This is a genomic window from Actinopolyspora sabaoui (genome assembly GCF_051225635.1).
In the GTDB taxonomy this organism is placed as follows: domain Bacteria; phylum Actinomycetota; class Actinomycetes; order Mycobacteriales; family Pseudonocardiaceae; genus Actinopolyspora.
The window spans coordinates 405,981-422,911 of record NZ_JBMIHH010000004.1; the positions used below are offsets into that span (position 1 = coordinate 405,981).

Annotated in this window: 17 protein-coding genes; 12 read left to right on the plus strand and 5 right to left on the minus strand. The window is 65.4% G+C overall.

The genetic code is table 11. The annotated features are described in order from the left end of the window. The first annotated feature begins 221 nt into the window (after window positions 1–221). Window positions 222–1,616 carry an alpha-amylase gene (locus ACOQFL_RS09395; protein WP_435543710.1) on the plus strand — a complete coding sequence of 465 codons (1,395 nt, stop codon included), beginning with the start codon at window positions 222–224 and terminating at the stop codon, window positions 1,614–1,616. 143 nt (window positions 1,617–1,759) lie between these two features. On the opposite strand, the gene ACOQFL_RS09400 is transcribed toward ACOQFL_RS09395, so the two are convergent. The 4 genes from ACOQFL_RS09400 to ACOQFL_RS09415 all read right to left on the minus strand — a co-directional run bounded on the left by ACOQFL_RS09400 (window position 1,760) and on the right by ACOQFL_RS09415 (window position 3,612). Then, the gene (locus ACOQFL_RS09400) at window positions 1,760–2,170 is read right to left on the minus strand and encodes a peptidoglycan-binding domain-containing protein (protein WP_435543711.1); all 411 of its coding nucleotides are present in this window, start codon (window positions 2,168–2,170) and stop codon (window positions 1,760–1,762) included. A gap of 72 nt (window positions 2,171–2,242) precedes the next feature. Next, window positions 2,243–2,596, minus strand: a complete 354-nt coding sequence (locus ACOQFL_RS09405) for a peptidoglycan-binding domain-containing protein (RefSeq protein WP_435543712.1) — start codon at window positions 2,594–2,596, stop codon at window positions 2,243–2,245. A gap of 132 nt (window positions 2,597–2,728) precedes the next feature. After that, window positions 2,729–3,139 (minus strand): peptidoglycan-binding domain-containing protein, encoded by a 411-nt coding sequence (locus tag ACOQFL_RS09410; protein ID WP_435543713.1) that lies wholly within the window; start codon window positions 3,137–3,139, stop codon window positions 2,729–2,731. Between the two features lie 134 nt (window positions 3,140–3,273). Continuing rightward, window positions 3,274–3,612, minus strand: coding sequence for a peptidoglycan-binding domain-containing protein (locus ACOQFL_RS09415; protein ID WP_435543714.1), 339 nt, complete (start codon window positions 3,610–3,612; stop codon window positions 3,274–3,276). Window positions 3,613–4,330: 718 nt separating this feature from the next. Between ACOQFL_RS09415 and ACOQFL_RS09420 the strand changes: the two genes are divergently transcribed. The 9 genes from ACOQFL_RS09420 (at window position 4,331) to ACOQFL_RS09460 (ending at window position 13,212) form a co-directional block, all read left to right on the plus strand. Further along, the gene (locus ACOQFL_RS09420; RefSeq protein WP_435543846.1) at window positions 4,331–5,422 is read left to right on the plus strand and encodes a Gfo/Idh/MocA family protein; all 1,092 of its coding nucleotides are present in this window, start codon (window positions 4,331–4,333) and stop codon (window positions 5,420–5,422) included. Then, entirely contained in the window at window positions 5,419–6,339 is a 921-nt protein-coding gene (locus ACOQFL_RS09425) for a DUF6807 domain-containing protein (RefSeq protein ID WP_435543715.1), read from the plus strand. The genes ACOQFL_RS09420 and ACOQFL_RS09425 overlap by 4 nt, the downstream gene beginning before the upstream one ends. Before the next feature lie 9 nt (window positions 6,340–6,348). Then, window positions 6,349–7,092, plus strand: coding sequence for a cupin domain-containing protein (locus tag ACOQFL_RS09430; protein ID WP_435543716.1), 744 nt, complete (start codon window positions 6,349–6,351; stop codon window positions 7,090–7,092). Next, a complete protein-coding gene (locus ACOQFL_RS09435; protein WP_435543717.1) occupies window positions 7,092–8,399 on the plus strand; it encodes an ABC transporter substrate-binding protein in 1,308 nt (435 codons plus the stop codon). The genes ACOQFL_RS09430 and ACOQFL_RS09435 overlap by 1 nt, the downstream gene beginning before the upstream one ends. Then, a complete protein-coding gene (locus tag ACOQFL_RS09440) occupies window positions 8,396–9,373 on the plus strand; it encodes a carbohydrate ABC transporter permease (RefSeq protein WP_435543718.1) in 978 nt (325 codons plus the stop codon). Before ACOQFL_RS09435 ends, ACOQFL_RS09440 begins: the two co-directional genes overlap by 4 nt. Before the next feature lie 2 nt (window positions 9,374–9,375). Then, window positions 9,376–10,242, plus strand: a complete 867-nt coding sequence (locus tag ACOQFL_RS09445; RefSeq protein WP_435543719.1) for a carbohydrate ABC transporter permease — start codon at window positions 9,376–9,378, stop codon at window positions 10,240–10,242. Window positions 10,243–10,249: 7 nt separating this feature from the next. Next, window positions 10,250–10,861 carry a hypothetical protein gene (locus ACOQFL_RS09450; protein ID WP_435543720.1) on the plus strand — a complete coding sequence of 204 codons (612 nt, stop codon included), beginning with the start codon at window positions 10,250–10,252 and terminating at the stop codon, window positions 10,859–10,861. A 71-nt stretch (window positions 10,862–10,932) separates the two neighbouring features. Next, window positions 10,933–12,084 (plus strand): Gfo/Idh/MocA family protein, encoded by a 1,152-nt coding sequence (locus ACOQFL_RS09455; RefSeq protein WP_435543721.1) that lies wholly within the window; start codon window positions 10,933–10,935, stop codon window positions 12,082–12,084. 39 nt (window positions 12,085–12,123) lie between these two features. Further along, on the plus strand, window positions 12,124–13,212 hold the full coding sequence (locus ACOQFL_RS09460; protein WP_435543722.1) for an ABC transporter ATP-binding protein: 1,089 nt from the start codon (window positions 12,124–12,126) through the stop codon (window positions 13,210–13,212). A 429-nt stretch (window positions 13,213–13,641) separates the two neighbouring features. Here ACOQFL_RS09460 and ACOQFL_RS09465 read toward each other — a convergent pair whose 3' ends face one another. Continuing rightward, window positions 13,642–14,673 (minus strand): LacI family DNA-binding transcriptional regulator, encoded by a 1,032-nt coding sequence (locus ACOQFL_RS09465; RefSeq protein WP_435543723.1) that lies wholly within the window; start codon window positions 14,671–14,673, stop codon window positions 13,642–13,644. A 255-nt stretch (window positions 14,674–14,928) separates the two neighbouring features. On the opposite strand from ACOQFL_RS09465, the gene ACOQFL_RS09470 reads away from it, so the two are divergent. Together ACOQFL_RS09470 and ACOQFL_RS09475 are read left to right on the plus strand one after the other, a co-directional pair. After that, on the plus strand, window positions 14,929–16,092 hold the full coding sequence (locus ACOQFL_RS09470) for a dihydrodipicolinate synthase family protein (RefSeq protein WP_435543724.1): 1,164 nt from the start codon (window positions 14,929–14,931) through the stop codon (window positions 16,090–16,092). Beyond that, on the plus strand, window positions 16,089–16,916 hold the full coding sequence (locus ACOQFL_RS09475) for a sugar phosphate isomerase/epimerase family protein (RefSeq protein WP_435543725.1): 828 nt from the start codon (window positions 16,089–16,091) through the stop codon (window positions 16,914–16,916). The genes ACOQFL_RS09470 and ACOQFL_RS09475 overlap by 4 nt, the downstream gene beginning before the upstream one ends. Window positions 16,917–16,931 lie beyond the last annotated feature (15 nt).

A 16,931-nucleotide genomic window follows, 5' to 3' on the forward strand; every position in this document is an offset into this window, starting at 1 on the left:
CTCGGTGATCCGAACACGGCCCCACCACCGTTCGAGCCCACGATCCGGATGCACACCGAAAAACGCACGTCAAAAAGCAAGATTTGTTCAGATCTTGACTGTTCGCGTATTCCGCTGCATCGTTTCAGCGATCTGTCACATGATCGATTACGCAAAGAGTCAAGATCTTTTACGCAGCGTCGTTACCGACGAAAACCGGTTTCCGCTGCGTCGGAGGAATCATGCTTCGAAAATCCCTGGGCGCAACGCTCGCGTTTCTGGCGGGTAGCGCTCTGGCCGTGGCCGTACCAGCCCAGGCCGGTGCCGACTTACCCGGCGACGAGGACGTCACGGCCGTACTGTTCGAGTGGAAGTACGACTCGGTGGCCGAGGAATGCACGAACCGGCTCGGCCCGGCCGGCTACGGTGCCGTGCAGGTTTCCCCACCGCAGGAGCACATCCAGGGGTCACAGTGGTGGACCTCCTACCAACCCGTGAGTTATCGGATAGCTTCCAGGCTCGGTGATCGCACCGCCTTCGCCGACATGATCGAGACCTGCCACGCGGCCGGGGTGAAGGTGATCGCCGACGCGGTGATCAACCACATGTCCGCGGGTTCGGGCACCGGAACCGGCGGTTCGTCCTACGAAAAGTACAACTATCCCGGGATCTATTCCTCCTACGATTTCGACAACTGCATGTCCTCGATAAACCAATCGGACTACACCAGTGACAAGTGGCGGGTGCAGAACTGCGAATTGGTTAATCTGTCCGATCTGGACACCAGCGAGGATTACGTACGCAGCCGCATCGCCGCTTATCTCAACGATCTGTTGTCGCTGGGAGTGGACGGTTTCCGCATCGACGCCGCCAAGCACATGCCGGCAGCCGATCTCGCCGACATCAAATCCCGGCTGAGCGACCCGGACGTCTACTGGAAGCAGGAGGTGATCTACGGTTCCGGTGAGGTCGTCTCCCCCACCGAGTACCTCGGCACCGGCGATGTCCAGGAGTTCCGCTACGCCCGTGATCTCAAACGCGTGTTCAACGAGGAAAAGCTCGCTTACCTGAGCAACTACGGTGCGGGGTGGGGCTATATGGACTCCTCCCAGTCGACGGTGTTCGTCGACAACCACGACACCGAACGCGAGGGCGACACGCTCAATTACAAGGACGGCGCGAACTACACGCTGGCCAGCGTCTTCATGCTGGCCTGGCCCTACGGATCTCCCGACGTGCACTCCGGTTACGAGTTCACCGACACCGACAGCGGGCCACCCAACGGTGGGGCGGTCAACGCATGCTGGCAGGACGGCTGGAAATGTCAGCACGCCTGGCCGGAGATCGAGTCGATGGTCGCCTTCCGCAACGCCACCAACGGCGCGGCGGTCACCGACTGGTGGGACAACGGCAACGACGCCATCGCGTTCGGACGAGGCAGCAACGGGTTCGTGGCCATCAACCACGAAACCACGTCGCTGAACCGGACCTTCCAGACCTCGTTGCCTGCGGGCGAGTACTGCGACGTGCAGCGTGACACGCCCGTCACGGTCGACTCCTCCGGCCGGTTCACGGCCACCCTCGGCTCGAACACGGCACTCGCGTTGCACGTGAACGCGCGAACCTGCGGGAGCTGATCCGGGCCGAGCACCCGAGCCGGAAACAACACTTCGAAACGGCCCCGCAACGGACCGCCGTCGGCCCGGCGCATCCTGTTGGTGCGCCGGGCCGATGGCGGTTGTGCTTTATCCTCGGGGCGAAGGAACCACAACCGCGGAACTCAGAACTGGCATCCGTTCACGCGCCACAACATCGCGGCACGGGTGTTCGGACCGTAGACGCCGTCCACGGCGATCCCTGCCGAACGCTGCACCGAACGCACAGCAGCAGCCGTATTGGGACCATAGATACCGTCCGCCTCGATCGAGGACCCGTGGCACTCCTTCAACGAGTACTGCAGCTCAGTAACCGCCAAATTCGAAACCCCCTGGCCCAGCAGGCAGTCCGCGTCTCCGCTCTCGGTGGCGGGTATTCCCCAACTCGTCCGAGTACAGGTGGGTAACGCCAGTGCACCGGAGGAATCGGCGGTACCGGCCACGGCGGTACCGGCCACGGCGGTACCGCCGAGGGTTCCCAACATCACCAGCACCATCGCGGCACTGGCTCCCAACATTCGAAAGAAGCGGGTCATCCGCACTCCATTTTCCCGAAAAGATCGTGTAACTCGGTATGTCTACCGGACACGCGGCCAAGAAGAAGGGCTTCACTCAGTGCAGTTGAAGTGAATCGAGTGAGACATCACGTCGCGAGTGTTCGGACCGTAGACACCGTCCACGGCGATCCCCGCCGAACGCTGCACGTTCATCACGGCTGCTTCGGTTCCAGGGCCGTAGATCCCGTCCACAGCGATATTCTGTCCGTTGCAATCACGCAGTGAACGCTGTAGATGCAGGACGGCGTCATTGGTGTTTCCTCTGGCGAGAATACAGTCGTAATCGCCGCTCGCGGTAGCGGGAACCCACCATTCACCAGTGGTACAGGTGGGCAGTGCCAACACCTCGGCACGGTCGGCTCCGTCCGCGGCCGCGGCGCTACCTATCAGCACCGGTAAAGTCATCAGCACGATCGCGAGCGACGCCACGGCCGCACGGAATCCTCGGAACATCGTCACTCCGAACAAAACTATTCTTCCTCAAAAAAGACCCAAAAATCATGTCCCGAAAATCAGGACGAATTCAGCGAATATCTCTCATCCGTTGAAATCCTGACAGTGGGAATAAACCCTGAAGGACATCACGTCGCGAGTGTTCGGACCGTAGACGCCGTCCACGGCGATCCCTGCCGAACGCTGCACCGAACGCACAGCAGCAGCCGTATTGGGACCATAGATACCGTCTACCGCGATGTCCTGGCCGTTGCAGAAATACAACGACCGCTGCAAGGACCTCACAGCGTTGTTGGAGACACCCTGACCGAGCAGGCAGTCATGATCCCCGTCCGCGGTGGCGGGCACGAAGCCCCAGCTCTCGACGCAAGTGGGCAACGCGGACGTGGTCATCCCGTCTGCTTCTGATGCCGCTCCGGCCGTTCCCGTACCGAGGGACAACATCAACGCTCCCGCCCCCACGGCAGCGATCATCGCACTACGTATTCGACTCATAACACTCTCCCGAAACCTACTCGTTCCTTATCGCTATTACGAAATCAGGATTCGCAGCCCTCGACACCGGCGATCCGACGAGAATACCGTGAAACGGAAAAACGTTTCAGCGCGCCACGACGAGACTTTCGGCACTACACACATTCCCCGTAGTCGATCCACCGCATGTTGCTCCGCGTTTCGGGACCGTAGACTCCGTCCACCGTGATACCAGCGACACGTTGCACATTCTCGACAGCTTCCTCGGTGTTGGGACCGTATATCCCGTCGATGGCGATATCCTGGTTGTTGCAGTACCGCAACGACCACTGCAGAACTTCCACGGCCTCGTTGGCGTTCCCGGCCGCCAGTACACAATCACGGTCCCCGCCAGAGGTCGCGGGCACACTACTGTCGCTGATCGTGCAGGTCGGCAAGGCAAACGCTTCGAGCGGGTGCTCCTGCGCACCCGCGGAGGCGATCCCACCACTCATTCCGAGAGACAGCAGAACAGCCACGAAGGACACACGTGCGACACGGAACACTCAGACTCCCGAACGATTCGAAGGTTTTCTCCACAATTCCGGTGAAGACTCTGCCAAAAACCACCCCAAAAAACAACACTGCAAAAAATTTTCACCCGAACAGGCCAATAAACCAATCAAGTAAGCCTACAAACCAATTTTCGCGCAAGACCCGAACGGAAGCAACGAACTCCCCGGGGAAGACGAATCCATTCCTACTCGTTCGCATCACTCATGGAAAACGAAGCAGCCCGGCAACACCGGACCAACGGCAAACGAAATCCACTCACTCCACAGCCGGGGACACTCCGAGGACGACACTGAATCCACGAGACAGCCACAAAATAATTACCATTCGTGTCCGCAACTGGTCACGGTTCGCGACCACCACCGGCGGAACGAGCACACCGACTGCTACCGGTGGAGCCCCCTTCGCCCGCCCGGCACAACCACGAGTCCGCAGCAGGCGGGAAGCGATCCGCCGCGTGCCATCGCCCCTTCCGCGCAACCCCGGAGGCGATCACTCGCCCCCAAAATTCAACGCTCCCCTTGTGGTCGGCGTTACACCCGGGTTAATGTCTCGCAACACAAGAAAGCGCTTTCCAACTTTCCTGTCGAGGTGACAGGGCCTCGACGCTTCAGAGAGGAGAAAGCCACGTCCCCCGCCGACCACCGCTTACGGGCCGCGATCATCGGAACCGGCGCCGTCGCCGCACACCATTTGTCCGCCATGTCCGAACACGACGACGTCGAGCCGGTGGCAGCCGTCGACGTCGACCCCGAACGGCTGCACGCATTCCGCCGTTCCGGCGAACACGAGCTACGGGGCTACACCGAGGTCGACGAGATGCTCTCGGCCGAACGCCCCGACCTCGTCTCGGTCTGCACCCCGCCCGCCTCGCACGTGGAGCTCGTCACCAGCGCCCTGCGCACCGGCGCCTGGGTGTGGTGCGAGAAACCACCCTGCCTGTCGCTGGCGGGCTACGAGGAGATGGTCGCGGCGCAGGGAACCGACGGTCCCTACATCTCCTTCGTCTTCCAACAACGGTTCGGTTCGGGAGCACGGCACGCCCGTGAACTGCTGGCGAGGCGGGAACTGGGCACTCCACTGGTCGCGCACTGCCAGACCACCTGGTACCGCGATTCCGAGTACTTCGCCGCCCCGTGGCGCGGCAAGTGGGAGACCGAGGGCGGCGGTCCGGCCATGGGCCACGGGATCCACCAGCTCGACCTGTTGCTGCATCTGCTCGGACCGTGGAGCGAGGTGCGTGCCATGACCGGGCGGCTCTGGCACGAGGTGGACACCGAGGACGTCTCGACCGCGCTGGTGCGGTTCGAATCCGGGGCGATGGCCACCGTGGTCAACAGCTTGCTCTCCCCCGACGAGATGAGCAGGATCCGTCTGGACTGTTCGGAGGCCACCGTCGAGCTCACCCACCTGTACGGCCACCGCAACGAGGACTGGCGCTACACCCCGGCCCCGCACGTCACCGACGAGGCACGGATCGAACGCTGGCGAAGGCCGGAACACGACGAGCCCAGCTCCCACGGCGCCATGCTGCGCGAGCTGGTCGCGGCGATGCGCGAAGGCGCACGCCCGCCCTGCGACGAGCGGGACGGCCGCAGGATTCTGGAGCTGGTCACCGCGCTGTACAAGTCCGCGGCCACCGGCCGGGAGGTGCACTCGGGCGAGATCGGCCCGGACGACCCGTTCCACACCGTGATCCACGGCGGTTTCCCCGAGAAGCTGACCGGCGACGGAAAGACGACGCGATCATGAGCCATCCGATCACCGTGACCCATAGGCACGGCGAGAACATCTCGGTTTCCGCGGCGGGGAGCGAGATCCTGAACTACGTGTACAAACCGGACCCGGTCGAGTACGAATCGCGGAAACCGTACGTACACCCGCTGCGCACCCTCGCCGGAAACACCGTCACCGGATACCGCCCGAACGACCATCGCTGGCACAAGGGTCTGCAACTGACGGCCAGCCACGTTTCGGGCCAGAACTTCTGGGGCGGGCACAGCTACGTCACCGGTGAGGGATACCGGGAACTGCCGGAACGGATCGGCTCGATGCGCCACGACGAGTTCGAGTCGTTCGAAGTCGAGACCGACGAACTGCGGTTCACCGAAAAGTTGCACTGGCTGCACAACGACGGCACCCCCTGGGCGCGAGAGCACCGCACCATCAGGGTGCACTCCGTCGAGCCGGAACGGGGCAGCTGGGCGCTCGACTGGTCGATCCGGCTGGTCAACGTGCGCGAGCAGCCGCTGCGGTTCGGCAGCCCGACCACGGCCGGACGCGAGATGGCGGGCTACACCGGGCTGCACTGGCGCGGTCCACGCGAGTTCACCGGCGGCGAGGTGCTCGGCCCGGGTGGGATTTCCGGCGAGGCCGGGATGATGGGCCGCCAGGCACGTTGGCTGGGGTTCGTCGGGGAGCACGACGAGGTCGACCGCTGTTCCACGGTGGTCTTCGAACACGCTCCGGCGAACGATCACGCCATTCACGAGTCCCACTGGTTCGTGCGCTCGGAACCCACCCCCGCCGTGGCACTGTCCTGGGCGTTTTTCGAGGAGTTCGAACTCCCGCCGGGAAAAGGCTTCTCCTACACCTATCGAATCCTGCTGGCCGATGGAGCCAGGGATCACGAACAGATCGAACGAGAACTCGACGAGCACTCCTGGTAGGAGGTCGGCATGACCGAGGACCGGCCGATACCGCTTCCCGGAGCGATCGGCATTTCCCATGTGGACTGCTACGACTGGCCCGCCGCGGACGGGCTCGGCGGCGGAAGTCCGCACCTGCACCTGGCCTGCACCGAGGCGTATGTGGTCATCGAAGGCAGTGGCGTGGTGCAGACCCTGAGTTCGGCGGGCTATCGCGAGGACGAACTCACTCCCGGAGCGGTCGTGTGGTTCGAACCGGGGACGGTACACCGCATGGTGGGGCACGAGCGGCTGCGCGTCACGGTGCTGATGCAGAACAGCGGGCTACCGGAGGCGGGTGACGCGGTGTTCACCTTCCCACCGGAGATCCTGGCCGAGCGGGACGTCTACGCCGCGGCCGCGGCGCTGCCTCGGGATTCGGATCCCGAGGACGCCGCCCGACGTCGCAGGGATCTGGCGGTGTCCGGCTACCTGCCGCTGCGGGAAGCGCTGCGCGCGGGGGACCCGGAACCGTTGCGCGAGTTCCATCGCGCGGCGGCGGCACTGGTCGCGCCCAGGGTGGACCGCTGGAAGAAGCTGTGGCGCGACGGCGCGCGGGCCGCCGCCGAGCACACCGGCGCCCGGCTCGACGCGCTCGCCGAGGGCGACACGGCAGAGCTGGCGAACTCGCGGGTGCGGCTGGCCCATCCGTCCAGGCACGGCGGATACGGCATGTGCGGCAGACGCGACGAGTACGAGATTCCCGGCACGACCGTCGCGTACGGAGGCGAGTGATGCGGCAGAGATCAACGAGAGCCCCGAAACCGACACCGGTCGGTAAAGTCCCCGTGCTGACGACGGCGGTACTGCTGTTGTGCGGCCTGCTCGCCGGATGCGGTGCGAGTGCCGACGGTGCGGCGGGTGGCAAGGTCGAGCTGCAGTTCAGCTGGTGGGGAAACGCCGACCGGGCCGAGGTCACCAACGAGGCCGTCGAGCTGTTCGAACAGCGCCACCCCGATATCGAGGTGCAGACCTCGTTCTCCAGCTACAACTCCTACATCCAGAAGCTGGCCACTCAAGCGGCCGGGGGAAACGCACCCGACGTGATGCAGTTGGACTACCGCCAGATCAGCCAGTACGCCTCGGCGGGGCTGCTGCTCGATCTCGACGAGCAGTCCGCCATCAGCACCGAGAACGTCGCCTCGGCGATGCTGCGCACCGGCCAGTCGAACAGCAAGCAGTACGCCATCCCGATGGGTCGGACCTCGCAGGTGATGGTCTACGACTCGGCGCGGTGGCAACATGCCGGCGTCGCGGAGCCGGAGTACGGGTGGACCTGGCAGGACTGGAGCCGCGCGATGCGCGAGCTGGGTGAGGCCACCGACAAGACCGGTGCCACCGATCCCGGCTGGAGCGAGGACTGGTTCGAGGTGTGGCTGCGCGGCCGCGGCAAGAGCCTCTACACCGACAGCGGGAAGCTGAACTACGACGCGGCGGATCTCGCGCGATTCTGGCGCACCACGAACGAGCTCAGCCAACAGGGCGCGGTCAGTCCGGCTCGGCAGACCACCCAGATCGACGGTTCAGCGGCGAACATGCCGTTCGGACGGGGCAACGCACTGTCCGGGTTCACCTGGGACTCGGCGGTGGGCGGTTTCCAGGCCCTGATCGGCGACAGCCTGCGGCTGGCTCCGCTGCCGGTCGGACCGGACGGCACACCCGGGCAGTACTTCAAGCCTTCCATGCTGATCGGCGTCTCGGCCAACAGCCCCCACCCGCAGGCGGCATCGAAGCTCGTCGACTTTCTGATCAACGACCCCCGCGCGGGCGAGATCCTGGGAGTGAGCCGGGGACTGCCCGTCAACCGGACGATCCGCGAGAACATCACCCCCACGCTGACCGGGCTGGACAAACGCATCGCCGAGTTCCAGGAAAGCCTGGACGGCAAACTGCTGGCACCGCCGAGCGCGCCCCCGCAGGGAGATCTGGCGCTGCAAACGGCTTTCCAGCGCGATTACGACCATGTCGGATTCGAACTGCAGTCACCGCGAAGAACGGCTGAGCAGTTCCTCACCAACGCGAGATCGGAGCTGCAGCGATGAACGTCGAAGCACCTGATCAACAGGTGAGTCCACCACGCGAAAGACCGGGTTCCGAGTCCGCCGCGGCGGACTCCGCCACCCGACGGAATCGTCCACGACGACGTGAGGGGGCCGCCTGGGTCTTCCTGTCACCGTGGCTGTTGGGGGCGGCGGTACTGACGCTGACCCCGATGCTGGTCTCACTGTATCTGTCGTTCACCCAGTACGACCTGTTCACCGCCCCGGAGTGGGTGGGACTGGACAACTACGTCCACATGTTCACCTCCGATCCCCGCTATTGGAGATCGGCGCTGAACACCCTGATCTACGTGCTGGTGGCGGTGCCGCTGCAACTGGCGGTGGCGCTGGCCGTGGCGTTGGCGCTGAACTCCATCGGGCGCGGCAAGGGGTTCTACCGCTCGGCGTTCTACGCCCCCTCGCTGCTGGGCGCGAGCATGAGTATCGCCCTGGTCTGGCGCGCGCTGTTCAACGACGGCGGCACGGTCGACGACATGCTGTCGACGTTCGGGATCGACATGGGCGGCTGGGTGAACCAACCGGGCTGGGCGCTGCTGGTGGTCGCGCTGCTGACGATCTGGCAGTTCGGTGCCCCGATGGTGATCTTCCTGGCCGGGCTGCAGCAGGTGCCGCACGAGCTCTACGAAGCGGCCGAGGTGGACGGAGCGGGACGGGTCAGGCGGTTCCTGTCGGTCACGCTGCCGATGCTCTCCCCGGTGCTGTTCTTCAACCTGGTGCTGCAGACCATCCAGGCGTTCCAGGTGTTCACCCCGGCATTCACGGTCAGCGGCGGTCGCGGTGGTCCCGCCGACTCGACGCTGTTCTACACGCTCTACCTGTACGACCGCGGATTCACCGCCTCGCACATGGGCTACGCCTCGGCGATGGCCTGGGTGCTGCTCGTGGTCATCGGAATCGTGACCGCGCTGCTGTTCCGCAGCTCGCGCTCCTGGGTCTTCTACAACGATAAGGGGTGACGATGGTAGCCGTCCGAGAATCCGTGCCGAGACGCCAGGTCGACTGGGGGCGCGTGGGTCTGCACGTCGGGTGTGTAGCCGCGTTGCTGGTCATGCTCTACCCGCTGGCCTGGCTGATCGCGACCTCGTTCAAACCGGCCGACGAGGTGATATCGAGCCTGCGGCTGCTGCCGAGCAGGCTGGCTATGAGCAACTACACCACCGCCCTGGAAGGTGTGGGCGGGGTGAGTGTGCTGCGGCTGATCGGCAACTCGCTGATCATCTCCACCGGAGCGGTGCTGGGTAACGTGATCAGTTGCTCCCTCGCCGCTTACGCCTTCGCCCGGTTGCGCTTCACGCTGCGGGGACCACTGTTCGCGCTGATGCTGGCCACGATCATGCTGCCGCAGCACGCGGTGCTGATCCCGCAGTACATCGTTTTCAACCAGCTGGGGATGGTCAACACCTTCTGGCCGCTGGTGCTGCCGAAGTTCCTGGCCACCGACGCGTTCTTCGTGTTCCTGACCGTGCAGTTCATGCGCGGGATTCCCAAGGAGCTCGACGAGGCGGCCACGCTCGACGGGTGCGGGCCGTTCCGAACTTTCTTCCGGATCATTCTGCCGCTGAGCAGGCCGGCACTGATCACCACCGCGATCTTCACCTTCATCTGGACCTGGAACGACTTCTTCCTGCAACTGATCTACCTGTTCGAGCCGGAGAAGTTCACGATCACACTGGCCCTGCGTTCCTTCGTGGACACCTCCAGCCAGTCCGCCTACGGTCCGATGTTCGCCATGTCGGTGATCGCGCTGCTTCCCATCGTGCTGTTCTTCATGGCCTTCCAGCGGTTCCTGGTGGAGGGCATGGCCAGTTCCGGGGTCAAGGGGTGAGTGCCGAATGACAATCACCGATGCGGGTGGACAGCGCGGGCCGTTCGGCGCGGGGTTCGAGCTGTTCGCCGACATGCTCGCCATCGGCGTGGCCACCACGCTGGCCTCACTACCGGTGATCACCGCCCCCGCGGCGGTTTCCACCGGCTGCGGGCAGTTGCGAGCGCGCTCCGAGGGACGCCGCACTCCCGACGGCGGCGGCTACTTCCGCACGTTGACACGGCGGTTGGGAAGCGCACGCGGTCCCGCCGACCTGACAGCGGGGCTGGTGATGACGCTGCTCGGTACGATGTTGGCCGTCGACCTACTACTGGTGCACGGCACTCAAGGGCTTCCCGGCACCGGAATCGTCACGGTGACACTCACGCTGCTGGTGGCGATACTCGCGGCCGTCTGCCTGCGCGCGGTCGCCCTGCCCGAATCCGAGCGCGGCTGGCTGGCAGCACTGCGCATCTCCGTACGGGTGAGTGTGCTGGATCCGTTGGGCAGCGTACTGCTGGTGGCGGCCGTGGCGGTGGCGGCACTGTGCGTGTGGATGATGCCTGTGCTCGCCGTGCTGATGCTCGGGCCACTGGTCCTGGCCGCCACGGCGGTCCAGGCACGCGTTCCGGCCCACTGACGCCGTCGAATCCCCGAGGCGGCGGGAACCACCCCGAAAATCTCCGTTCCAGACAAGCAGAGGAAGAATCCATGTCGCGGAAAACACTGCGTATCGCATTCAACGGCGTCACCGGACGAATGGGATACCGCCAGCACCTGTTGCGTTCCATCCTGGAACTGCGTGATCAGGGCGGTATCGAGGTCGCCGACGGCGAACGGGTGATGCTGGAACCGGTCCTGGTGGGCCGCAACTCCGCCAAACTCGCCGAGATAGCCCAACAACACTCGATCGACGAGTGGAGCACCGAACTCGACACCGTGCTTTCCGACGAGTCGGTGGACATCTACTTCGACTCCCAGATCACCTCTGCCAGGGAGCAGGGAATCCGGGCAGCCGTCGCGGCGGGCAAACACGTCTACTCCGAGAAACCGGTCGCAGAGACCTCGGCCGGCGCCATGGAGCTGGCCAGGCTCGCCGAACAGGCCGGGATCCGGCACGGCGTGGTGCACGACAAGCTGTTCCTGCCCGGGCTGTTGAAACTGCGCAGGCTGCTCGACGGCGGGTTCTTCGGGAAGGTGCTGTCGGTACGCGGCGAATTCGGGTACTGGGTCTTCGAGGGCGACTGGCAGAGCTCGCAGCGGCCGAGTTGGAACTACCGCACCGAGGACGGCGGCGGAATCGTCTCGGACATGTTCTGTCACTGGCACTACGTGCTGGAGAACCTGTTCGGACGCGTGGAGTCGGTGACGGCGAGGGCAACCACCCACATCCCCCGTCGCTGGGACGAGTGGGGCAACGCCTACGAGGCCACCGCCGACGACTCCGCCTACGGGATCTTCGAGCTCACCGACGGGGTGATCGCACAGATCAACTCCTCGTGGGCGGTACGGGTCAACCGTGACGAACTTGTGGAGTTCCAGGTCGACGGCACCGAGGGAAGTGCCGTGGCCGGGCTGCGTGGCTGCCGGGTACAGCACCGGTCGATGACACCGAAACCGGTGTGGAACCCCGATCTGCCCACCGGCGAACGTTTCCGCGAGCAGTGGTCGCAGGTCCCCGACAACGAGGAGTTCGGTAACGGTTTCAAGGCCCAGTGGGAACGGTTCCTGCACGACGTCCTGCGGGACAGGCCCCATCCGTACGACTTCTTCGCGGGTGCGCGCGGCATCCAGCTCGCCGAAGCGGGGCTGCGTTCCTCCAGCACCGGACAACGGATCGAACTGGAAAACCTCGAGCAGTGACCTCGAACAACCGCGAGACTCACCCCGAAAGGACGATCGATGTCGCGAGTGACCTATCACGACGCCGCACGTGTGTTCACCGGTAACTCTCCTGTCCGCGCGGTCGACAACCTGCGGCTGACCGTCGACGACGGCGAGTTCCTGGTGCTGGTCGGACCTTCCGGATCCGGCAAATCCACCGCGCTGCGCATGCTGGCGGGACTGGAGGAGATCGACGAGGGCAGCGTGCACATCGGCGAGACCGACGTGACCTCGATGCCACCCAAGTCCCGCGACATCGCGATGGTCTTTCAGTCCTACGCGCTGTATCCGCACATGACCGTGGCCGAGAACATGGGTTTCGCCCTGAAACTGCGTCGGCTTCCCAAGCAGGAAGTACGACAACGGGTGACTGAGGCGGCCGAACTGCTGGACCTGACCGAGTATCTGGACCGCAAGCCCAGAGCGCTGTCCGGCGGCCAACGACAGCGTGTCGCCATGGGCAGGGCCATCGTGCGGGAACCCTCGGTGTTCCTGATGGACGAGCCACTGTCGAACCTGGACGCCAAACTGCGGGTGGAGACCCGGGCCAACATCGCCGCACTGCAGCGCAGGCTCGGCACGACCACCATCTACGTCACCCACGACCAGACCGAGGCGATGACGATGGGACATCGCGTCGCGGTGCTGGCGGACGGTGTACTGCAACAATGCGACACTCCCAGGGAGCTCTACGAACGCCCCGCCAACGCCTTCGTGGCGGGATTCATCGGCTCACCCGCGATGAACCTGGAGACCGTGCCGCTGACCGGCGAGGGTGCCCGGCTGGACGAGGTGACCCTGCCTATCCCCCGTGGAGCGATGGACTCCCTGGGAGGTGGCTCGGAGGTCACCGTCGGAATCAGGCCCGAATCACTGCGGTTGGTCTCCGACGAACAACCGGGCAGCCTCGCCCTACACGTGGAGCTCGTCGAGGAGTTGGGGGCCGACTGCCTGATTCACGGCCGGACCGCTGTGGACGGCAAACGGCTGATCGTACGTGCCGACGGGCGCAGACCACCCGCGCTGGGAGACACGGTGCACGTAGTGGTGCGCGATCCCGAGGAGATACACCTGTTCGACGCCGAAAGCGGCAACCGACCGGAGTAGCCCCGGCAGTCGTAGCCGTGAGACGTCACGGGGCCGGTGACCGAGGTGCCCAGGGTCACCGGCCACGACTCCCCTGCTTCACCGATACGGCTGTCCGTCTCCACCCGGGTGCCCGGCGTCCCGGATCCGCGGCGCCGAACAACACCGCCCTATCCCGGGCGACGACACCTCGGGGAAATCCCTCGTCGATGCCGAGGTGCCTCACTGGGACTTTCCTGCCGTGTTGCCCGCGGGGAAGGGTTTTCCTCGGTTCCGACTCGTCGAAAGCCACGTCAGCAACGCGACCACCCGCGGGTTCTCCCGTGCGGCTCTCACGAGGCCGCCGGAGACGTGGTGTAGTACCTACTCGATGTCTCCGGAGCCGCAGCGAGAGCTGTGCGAGAGGTTCCACCGAGCGAACGACCCGCCGACCCGACCGGAAAACTTCAATCAGCTCACCGGCGGCGTGCTGGCGCGGACTACCACCTCACCGCTGAACCGGCGGGTGCGGGAACGTTCGGCGGGCTCGTCGAGCAGGAAGCCCAGCGCCTGCTCGCCGAGACGTTCCAGCGGGATCCGCACCGTCGTCAACGACGGCCACACGTCCCGCAAACTGGCGATGTCGTCGAAGCCCGCCACGGCCAGCTCCTCCGGCAACCGCACTCCCCGATCGCGAAACGCCGACAACGCCCCCACCGCCATGACGTCGTTGACCGCGAATACGCACTCGGGAGCGCGCTCGCGTTCGAGCAGTTCCGAGGCCGCCTCGTAGCCGCCGTCGCGGGTGAACTCACCGTTGATCACGTCTCGCCTTGCCACCTCGATTCCGTGCCGCCGCAACCCCTCTCGAAAACCCGCAAGCCGGTCCCGGGCGGTGAGCAGATCGGCCGGCCCGGCGAGCACGGCGAACCGCCGGTAGCCCAGATTCACGAGTTCCTCGGCCAACGCGCGGGCCCCGCTCTGGTTCTCGACGATCACGGTGTCCGCGGGCAATATGTGCTGCCCGATCGCCGCGGCCCGCCCGCCAGCGGCGGTGTAGGCATCCAGCTCGGCCCGTAGCGCCTCCAGCTGCTCCTCGTTGGTGGTACGACTCCCCACCAGCACGACACCGCGCGCCTGTTGACTGCGCAGTGAGGCGACGTACTCGGCCTCGCGCTCGAAGCGACGCTCCGTACTGGCCAGAGTGATGATCAGGCCATGCGGCTCCGCGTGCCGAACGACGCTGGCGGCGATGGTGGAGAAGTACGGATCGGAGATGTCCGGCACCACCAGACCGACGACATCGGTACCGCCTCGCGCCATGGCCTGCGCGGGAGCGCTGGGCGAATAGTCCAGGTTCGCGGCGGCCTGCCGGACTCGCTCCCGCAAATCCGCGCCGACGCTGCGCGTGCTGCCGTTGAGAACTCGTGACGCGGTGGCCAACGAAACCCCGGCCTGGCGCGCGACGTCGACCAGGTTCACCTTGCCGGAACCACGCGGCATCGGTCCTCCCTCACCCTCGGGTGATCCGATGCTACCCGCTGGAAAGCTCTTTCCAGCATGCTCCCCGGAGATTTCTTGCGTTCCCGGGAGGTTACTCCTAAGCTTCTGGAAAACGCTTTCCTAGGCTGGTTGCTCCTTCCGGTGCTGTCAGGAGCCGAGGCGCCCCTCGGTGCGGCCGGCGCCGAAACCGGCCCTCAACCACCGCGAACAGAGCGCATCCCGCCAACCCGAACAGCAAACTTCGAGGAGGTATCCGTGTCGCGCACTATTCAACTGCCCCGCTCGGACGGTTCGCTCCACACTCACCACCTGCACGAGCCGGTCGCTCGATCACTTCCGACGGAACCGCCCACCAGCCGTATCGCCTACGCCGCCGCCCACGTCGTCGCCGACCCGTTCGGGGAGAACACCCCGGGTTCAGCGGCCGAGATCGACTGGGACAACACACTGGCCTTCCGTAGACACCTGTGGGAGTGCGGCCTCGGAGTCGCCGAGGCCATGGACACCGCGCAGCGCGGCATGGGGCTGGACTGGAACGCGACCCGTGAGCTGATCCGCCGCAGCGGTGAGGAAGCGGCCCGCGTCGGTGGACGCATCGCCGCCGGAGTGGGTACCGACCACCTCTCCCCCCAGGTCACCGATCTCGACGAGCTGCTCGACGGATACCGCGAACAGCTCGACGTCACGCAGCGGGCCGGGGCACGTGTGATCCTGATGGCCAGCAGGCAACTGGCCGCGGCCGCCACGGGCCCCGCCGACTACCGACAGGTCTACGACAAGCTGCTGGCCGAGGTGGAGCGACCCGCCATCCTGCACTGGCTGGGTCCGGCGTTCGACCCCGCCTTGGAGGGGTACTGGGGCTCGAACGACATCGACGAAGCGACGGACTCCCTGTTGGAGCTCCTGCACGCGCGTCCGGAACGCGTCGACGGGGTGAAGGTGTCGCTGCTGGACGCCGAACACGAGATACGGCTGCGACAGCGACTCCCCGAGGGAGTTCGGCTCTACACCGGCGACGACTTCAACTACCCGAGGTTGATCAAGGGGGAGTCGGGCGGCCACAGTGACGCGTTGCTCGGGGTGTTCGCGGCCATCGCTCCCGCCGCCGCTGCGGCGCTGCACGCTCTGGACGAGGGGGACGAGGCGGGGTTCGACGAGATCCTCGACCCCACGGTTCCATTGGCACGGCAGTTGTTCGCCCGCCCCACCTACTACTACAAGACCGGCATCGCCTTCCTCGCGTGGTTACGCGGTCAGCAGCCCGGTTTCGGCATGATCGGCGGGTTGCAGAGCGGACGGAGCATCGTGCACCTCGCGGAGGTCTTCCGCCTCGCCGACCGGGCGGGCACATTGCCGGATCCGGACCAGGCCGCCGAGCGCATGCGCGGCCTGCTCGAGATCGCGGGGGTGAACCGATGACCCAGGACGGTATCGCACGGCTGTCGTTGAACCAGAAAACCCTGAACCGGTACTCGCTGCCCGCCGCCGTCGCGGAATGTGTCCGTACCGGGATCCCGGCGGTGGGGCTGTGGCGCGAACCGGTACAGGAGTACGGGCTCACCGAGGCGGTGGAGCTGGTGCGTTCGAACGGACTCCGAGTCTCCTCGCTGTGCCGGGGTGGTTTCCTCACCACCGAGTCGCCCGAGGAACGAGCGGAGGCACTACGGGACAACCGGCTCGCGATCGACGAGGCCGCGGAACTCGGCGCCCCCTGCCTCGTCCTCGTGGTCGGCGGCCTGCCGAACGGCTCCAAGGACCTCGCCGGGGCGAGGCGGCGGGTGGTCGACACGCTGGCCGAACTCGCCCCCTATGCCGAACGGCGCGGCGTCCGGCTGGCGCTGGAGGCGCTGCACCCCATGTACTGCGCGGACCGAGCGGTGCTGTCCACACTCGAACAGGCACTGGACATCGCCGAGCCCTTTCCCGAGAACCAGGTCGGCGTGGTGGTCGACACCTTTCACGTGTGGTGGGACCCGAAGTTGTTCGAGCAGATCGAACGAGCCGGTTCGCGCATCGCGTCCTTCCAGGTGTGCGACTGGCTGACACCACTACCGGCCGACGTGCTGCTCGGCAGAGGGATGATGGGCGACGGGCACATCGACTTTCCGCCGATCCGGCAAGCCGTTCGCCGAGCGGGTTACACCGGCGACACCGAGGTGGAGATCTTCAACGAGGAAGTCTGGGCTACACCCGCCGACAAGGTGGTGGACACCATGATCGAGCGCTACCTCCACCTGGTCTGAGACAGCTTCTCCGAG

What these genes read in the sequence shown, in the direction of transcription:
- ACOQFL_RS09395 (WP_435543710.1), top strand. Translation starts at nt 222, where the DNA reads ATGCTTCGAAAATCCCTGGGCGCAACGCTCGCGTTTCTGGCGGGTAGC.
- ACOQFL_RS09400 (WP_435543711.1), bottom strand. Translation starts at nt 2,170, where the DNA reads ATGACCCGCTTCTTTCGAATGTTGGGAGCCAGTGCCGCGATGGTGCTG.
- ACOQFL_RS09405 (WP_435543712.1), bottom strand. Translation starts at nt 2,596, where the DNA reads ATGACTTTACCGGTGCTGATAGGTAGCGCCGCGGCCGCGGACGGAGCC.
- ACOQFL_RS09410 (WP_435543713.1), bottom strand. Translation starts at nt 3,139, where the DNA reads ATGAGTCGAATACGTAGTGCGATGATCGCTGCCGTGGGGGCGGGAGCG.
- ACOQFL_RS09415 (WP_435543714.1), bottom strand. Translation starts at nt 3,612, where the DNA reads ATGAGTGGTGGGATCGCCTCCGCGGGTGCGCAGGAGCACCCGCTCGAA.
- ACOQFL_RS09425 (WP_435543715.1), top strand. Translation starts at nt 5,419, where the DNA reads ATGAGCCATCCGATCACCGTGACCCATAGGCACGGCGAGAACATCTCG.
- ACOQFL_RS09430 (WP_435543716.1), top strand. Translation starts at nt 6,349, where the DNA reads ATGACCGAGGACCGGCCGATACCGCTTCCCGGAGCGATCGGCATTTCC.
- ACOQFL_RS09435 (WP_435543717.1), top strand. Translation starts at nt 7,092, where the DNA reads ATGCGGCAGAGATCAACGAGAGCCCCGAAACCGACACCGGTCGGTAAA.
- ACOQFL_RS09440 (WP_435543718.1), top strand. Translation starts at nt 8,396, where the DNA reads ATGAACGTCGAAGCACCTGATCAACAGGTGAGTCCACCACGCGAAAGA.
- ACOQFL_RS09445 (WP_435543719.1), top strand. Translation starts at nt 9,376, where the DNA reads ATGGTAGCCGTCCGAGAATCCGTGCCGAGACGCCAGGTCGACTGGGGG.
- ACOQFL_RS09450 (WP_435543720.1), top strand. Translation starts at nt 10,250, where the DNA reads ATGACAATCACCGATGCGGGTGGACAGCGCGGGCCGTTCGGCGCGGGG.
- ACOQFL_RS09455 (WP_435543721.1), top strand. Translation starts at nt 10,933, where the DNA reads ATGTCGCGGAAAACACTGCGTATCGCATTCAACGGCGTCACCGGACGA.
- ACOQFL_RS09460 (WP_435543722.1), top strand. Translation starts at nt 12,124, where the DNA reads ATGTCGCGAGTGACCTATCACGACGCCGCACGTGTGTTCACCGGTAAC.
- ACOQFL_RS09465 (WP_435543723.1), bottom strand. Translation starts at nt 14,673, where the DNA reads ATGCCGCGTGGTTCCGGCAAGGTGAACCTGGTCGACGTCGCGCGCCAG.
- ACOQFL_RS09475 (WP_435543725.1), top strand. Translation starts at nt 16,089, where the DNA reads ATGACCCAGGACGGTATCGCACGGCTGTCGTTGAACCAGAAAACCCTG.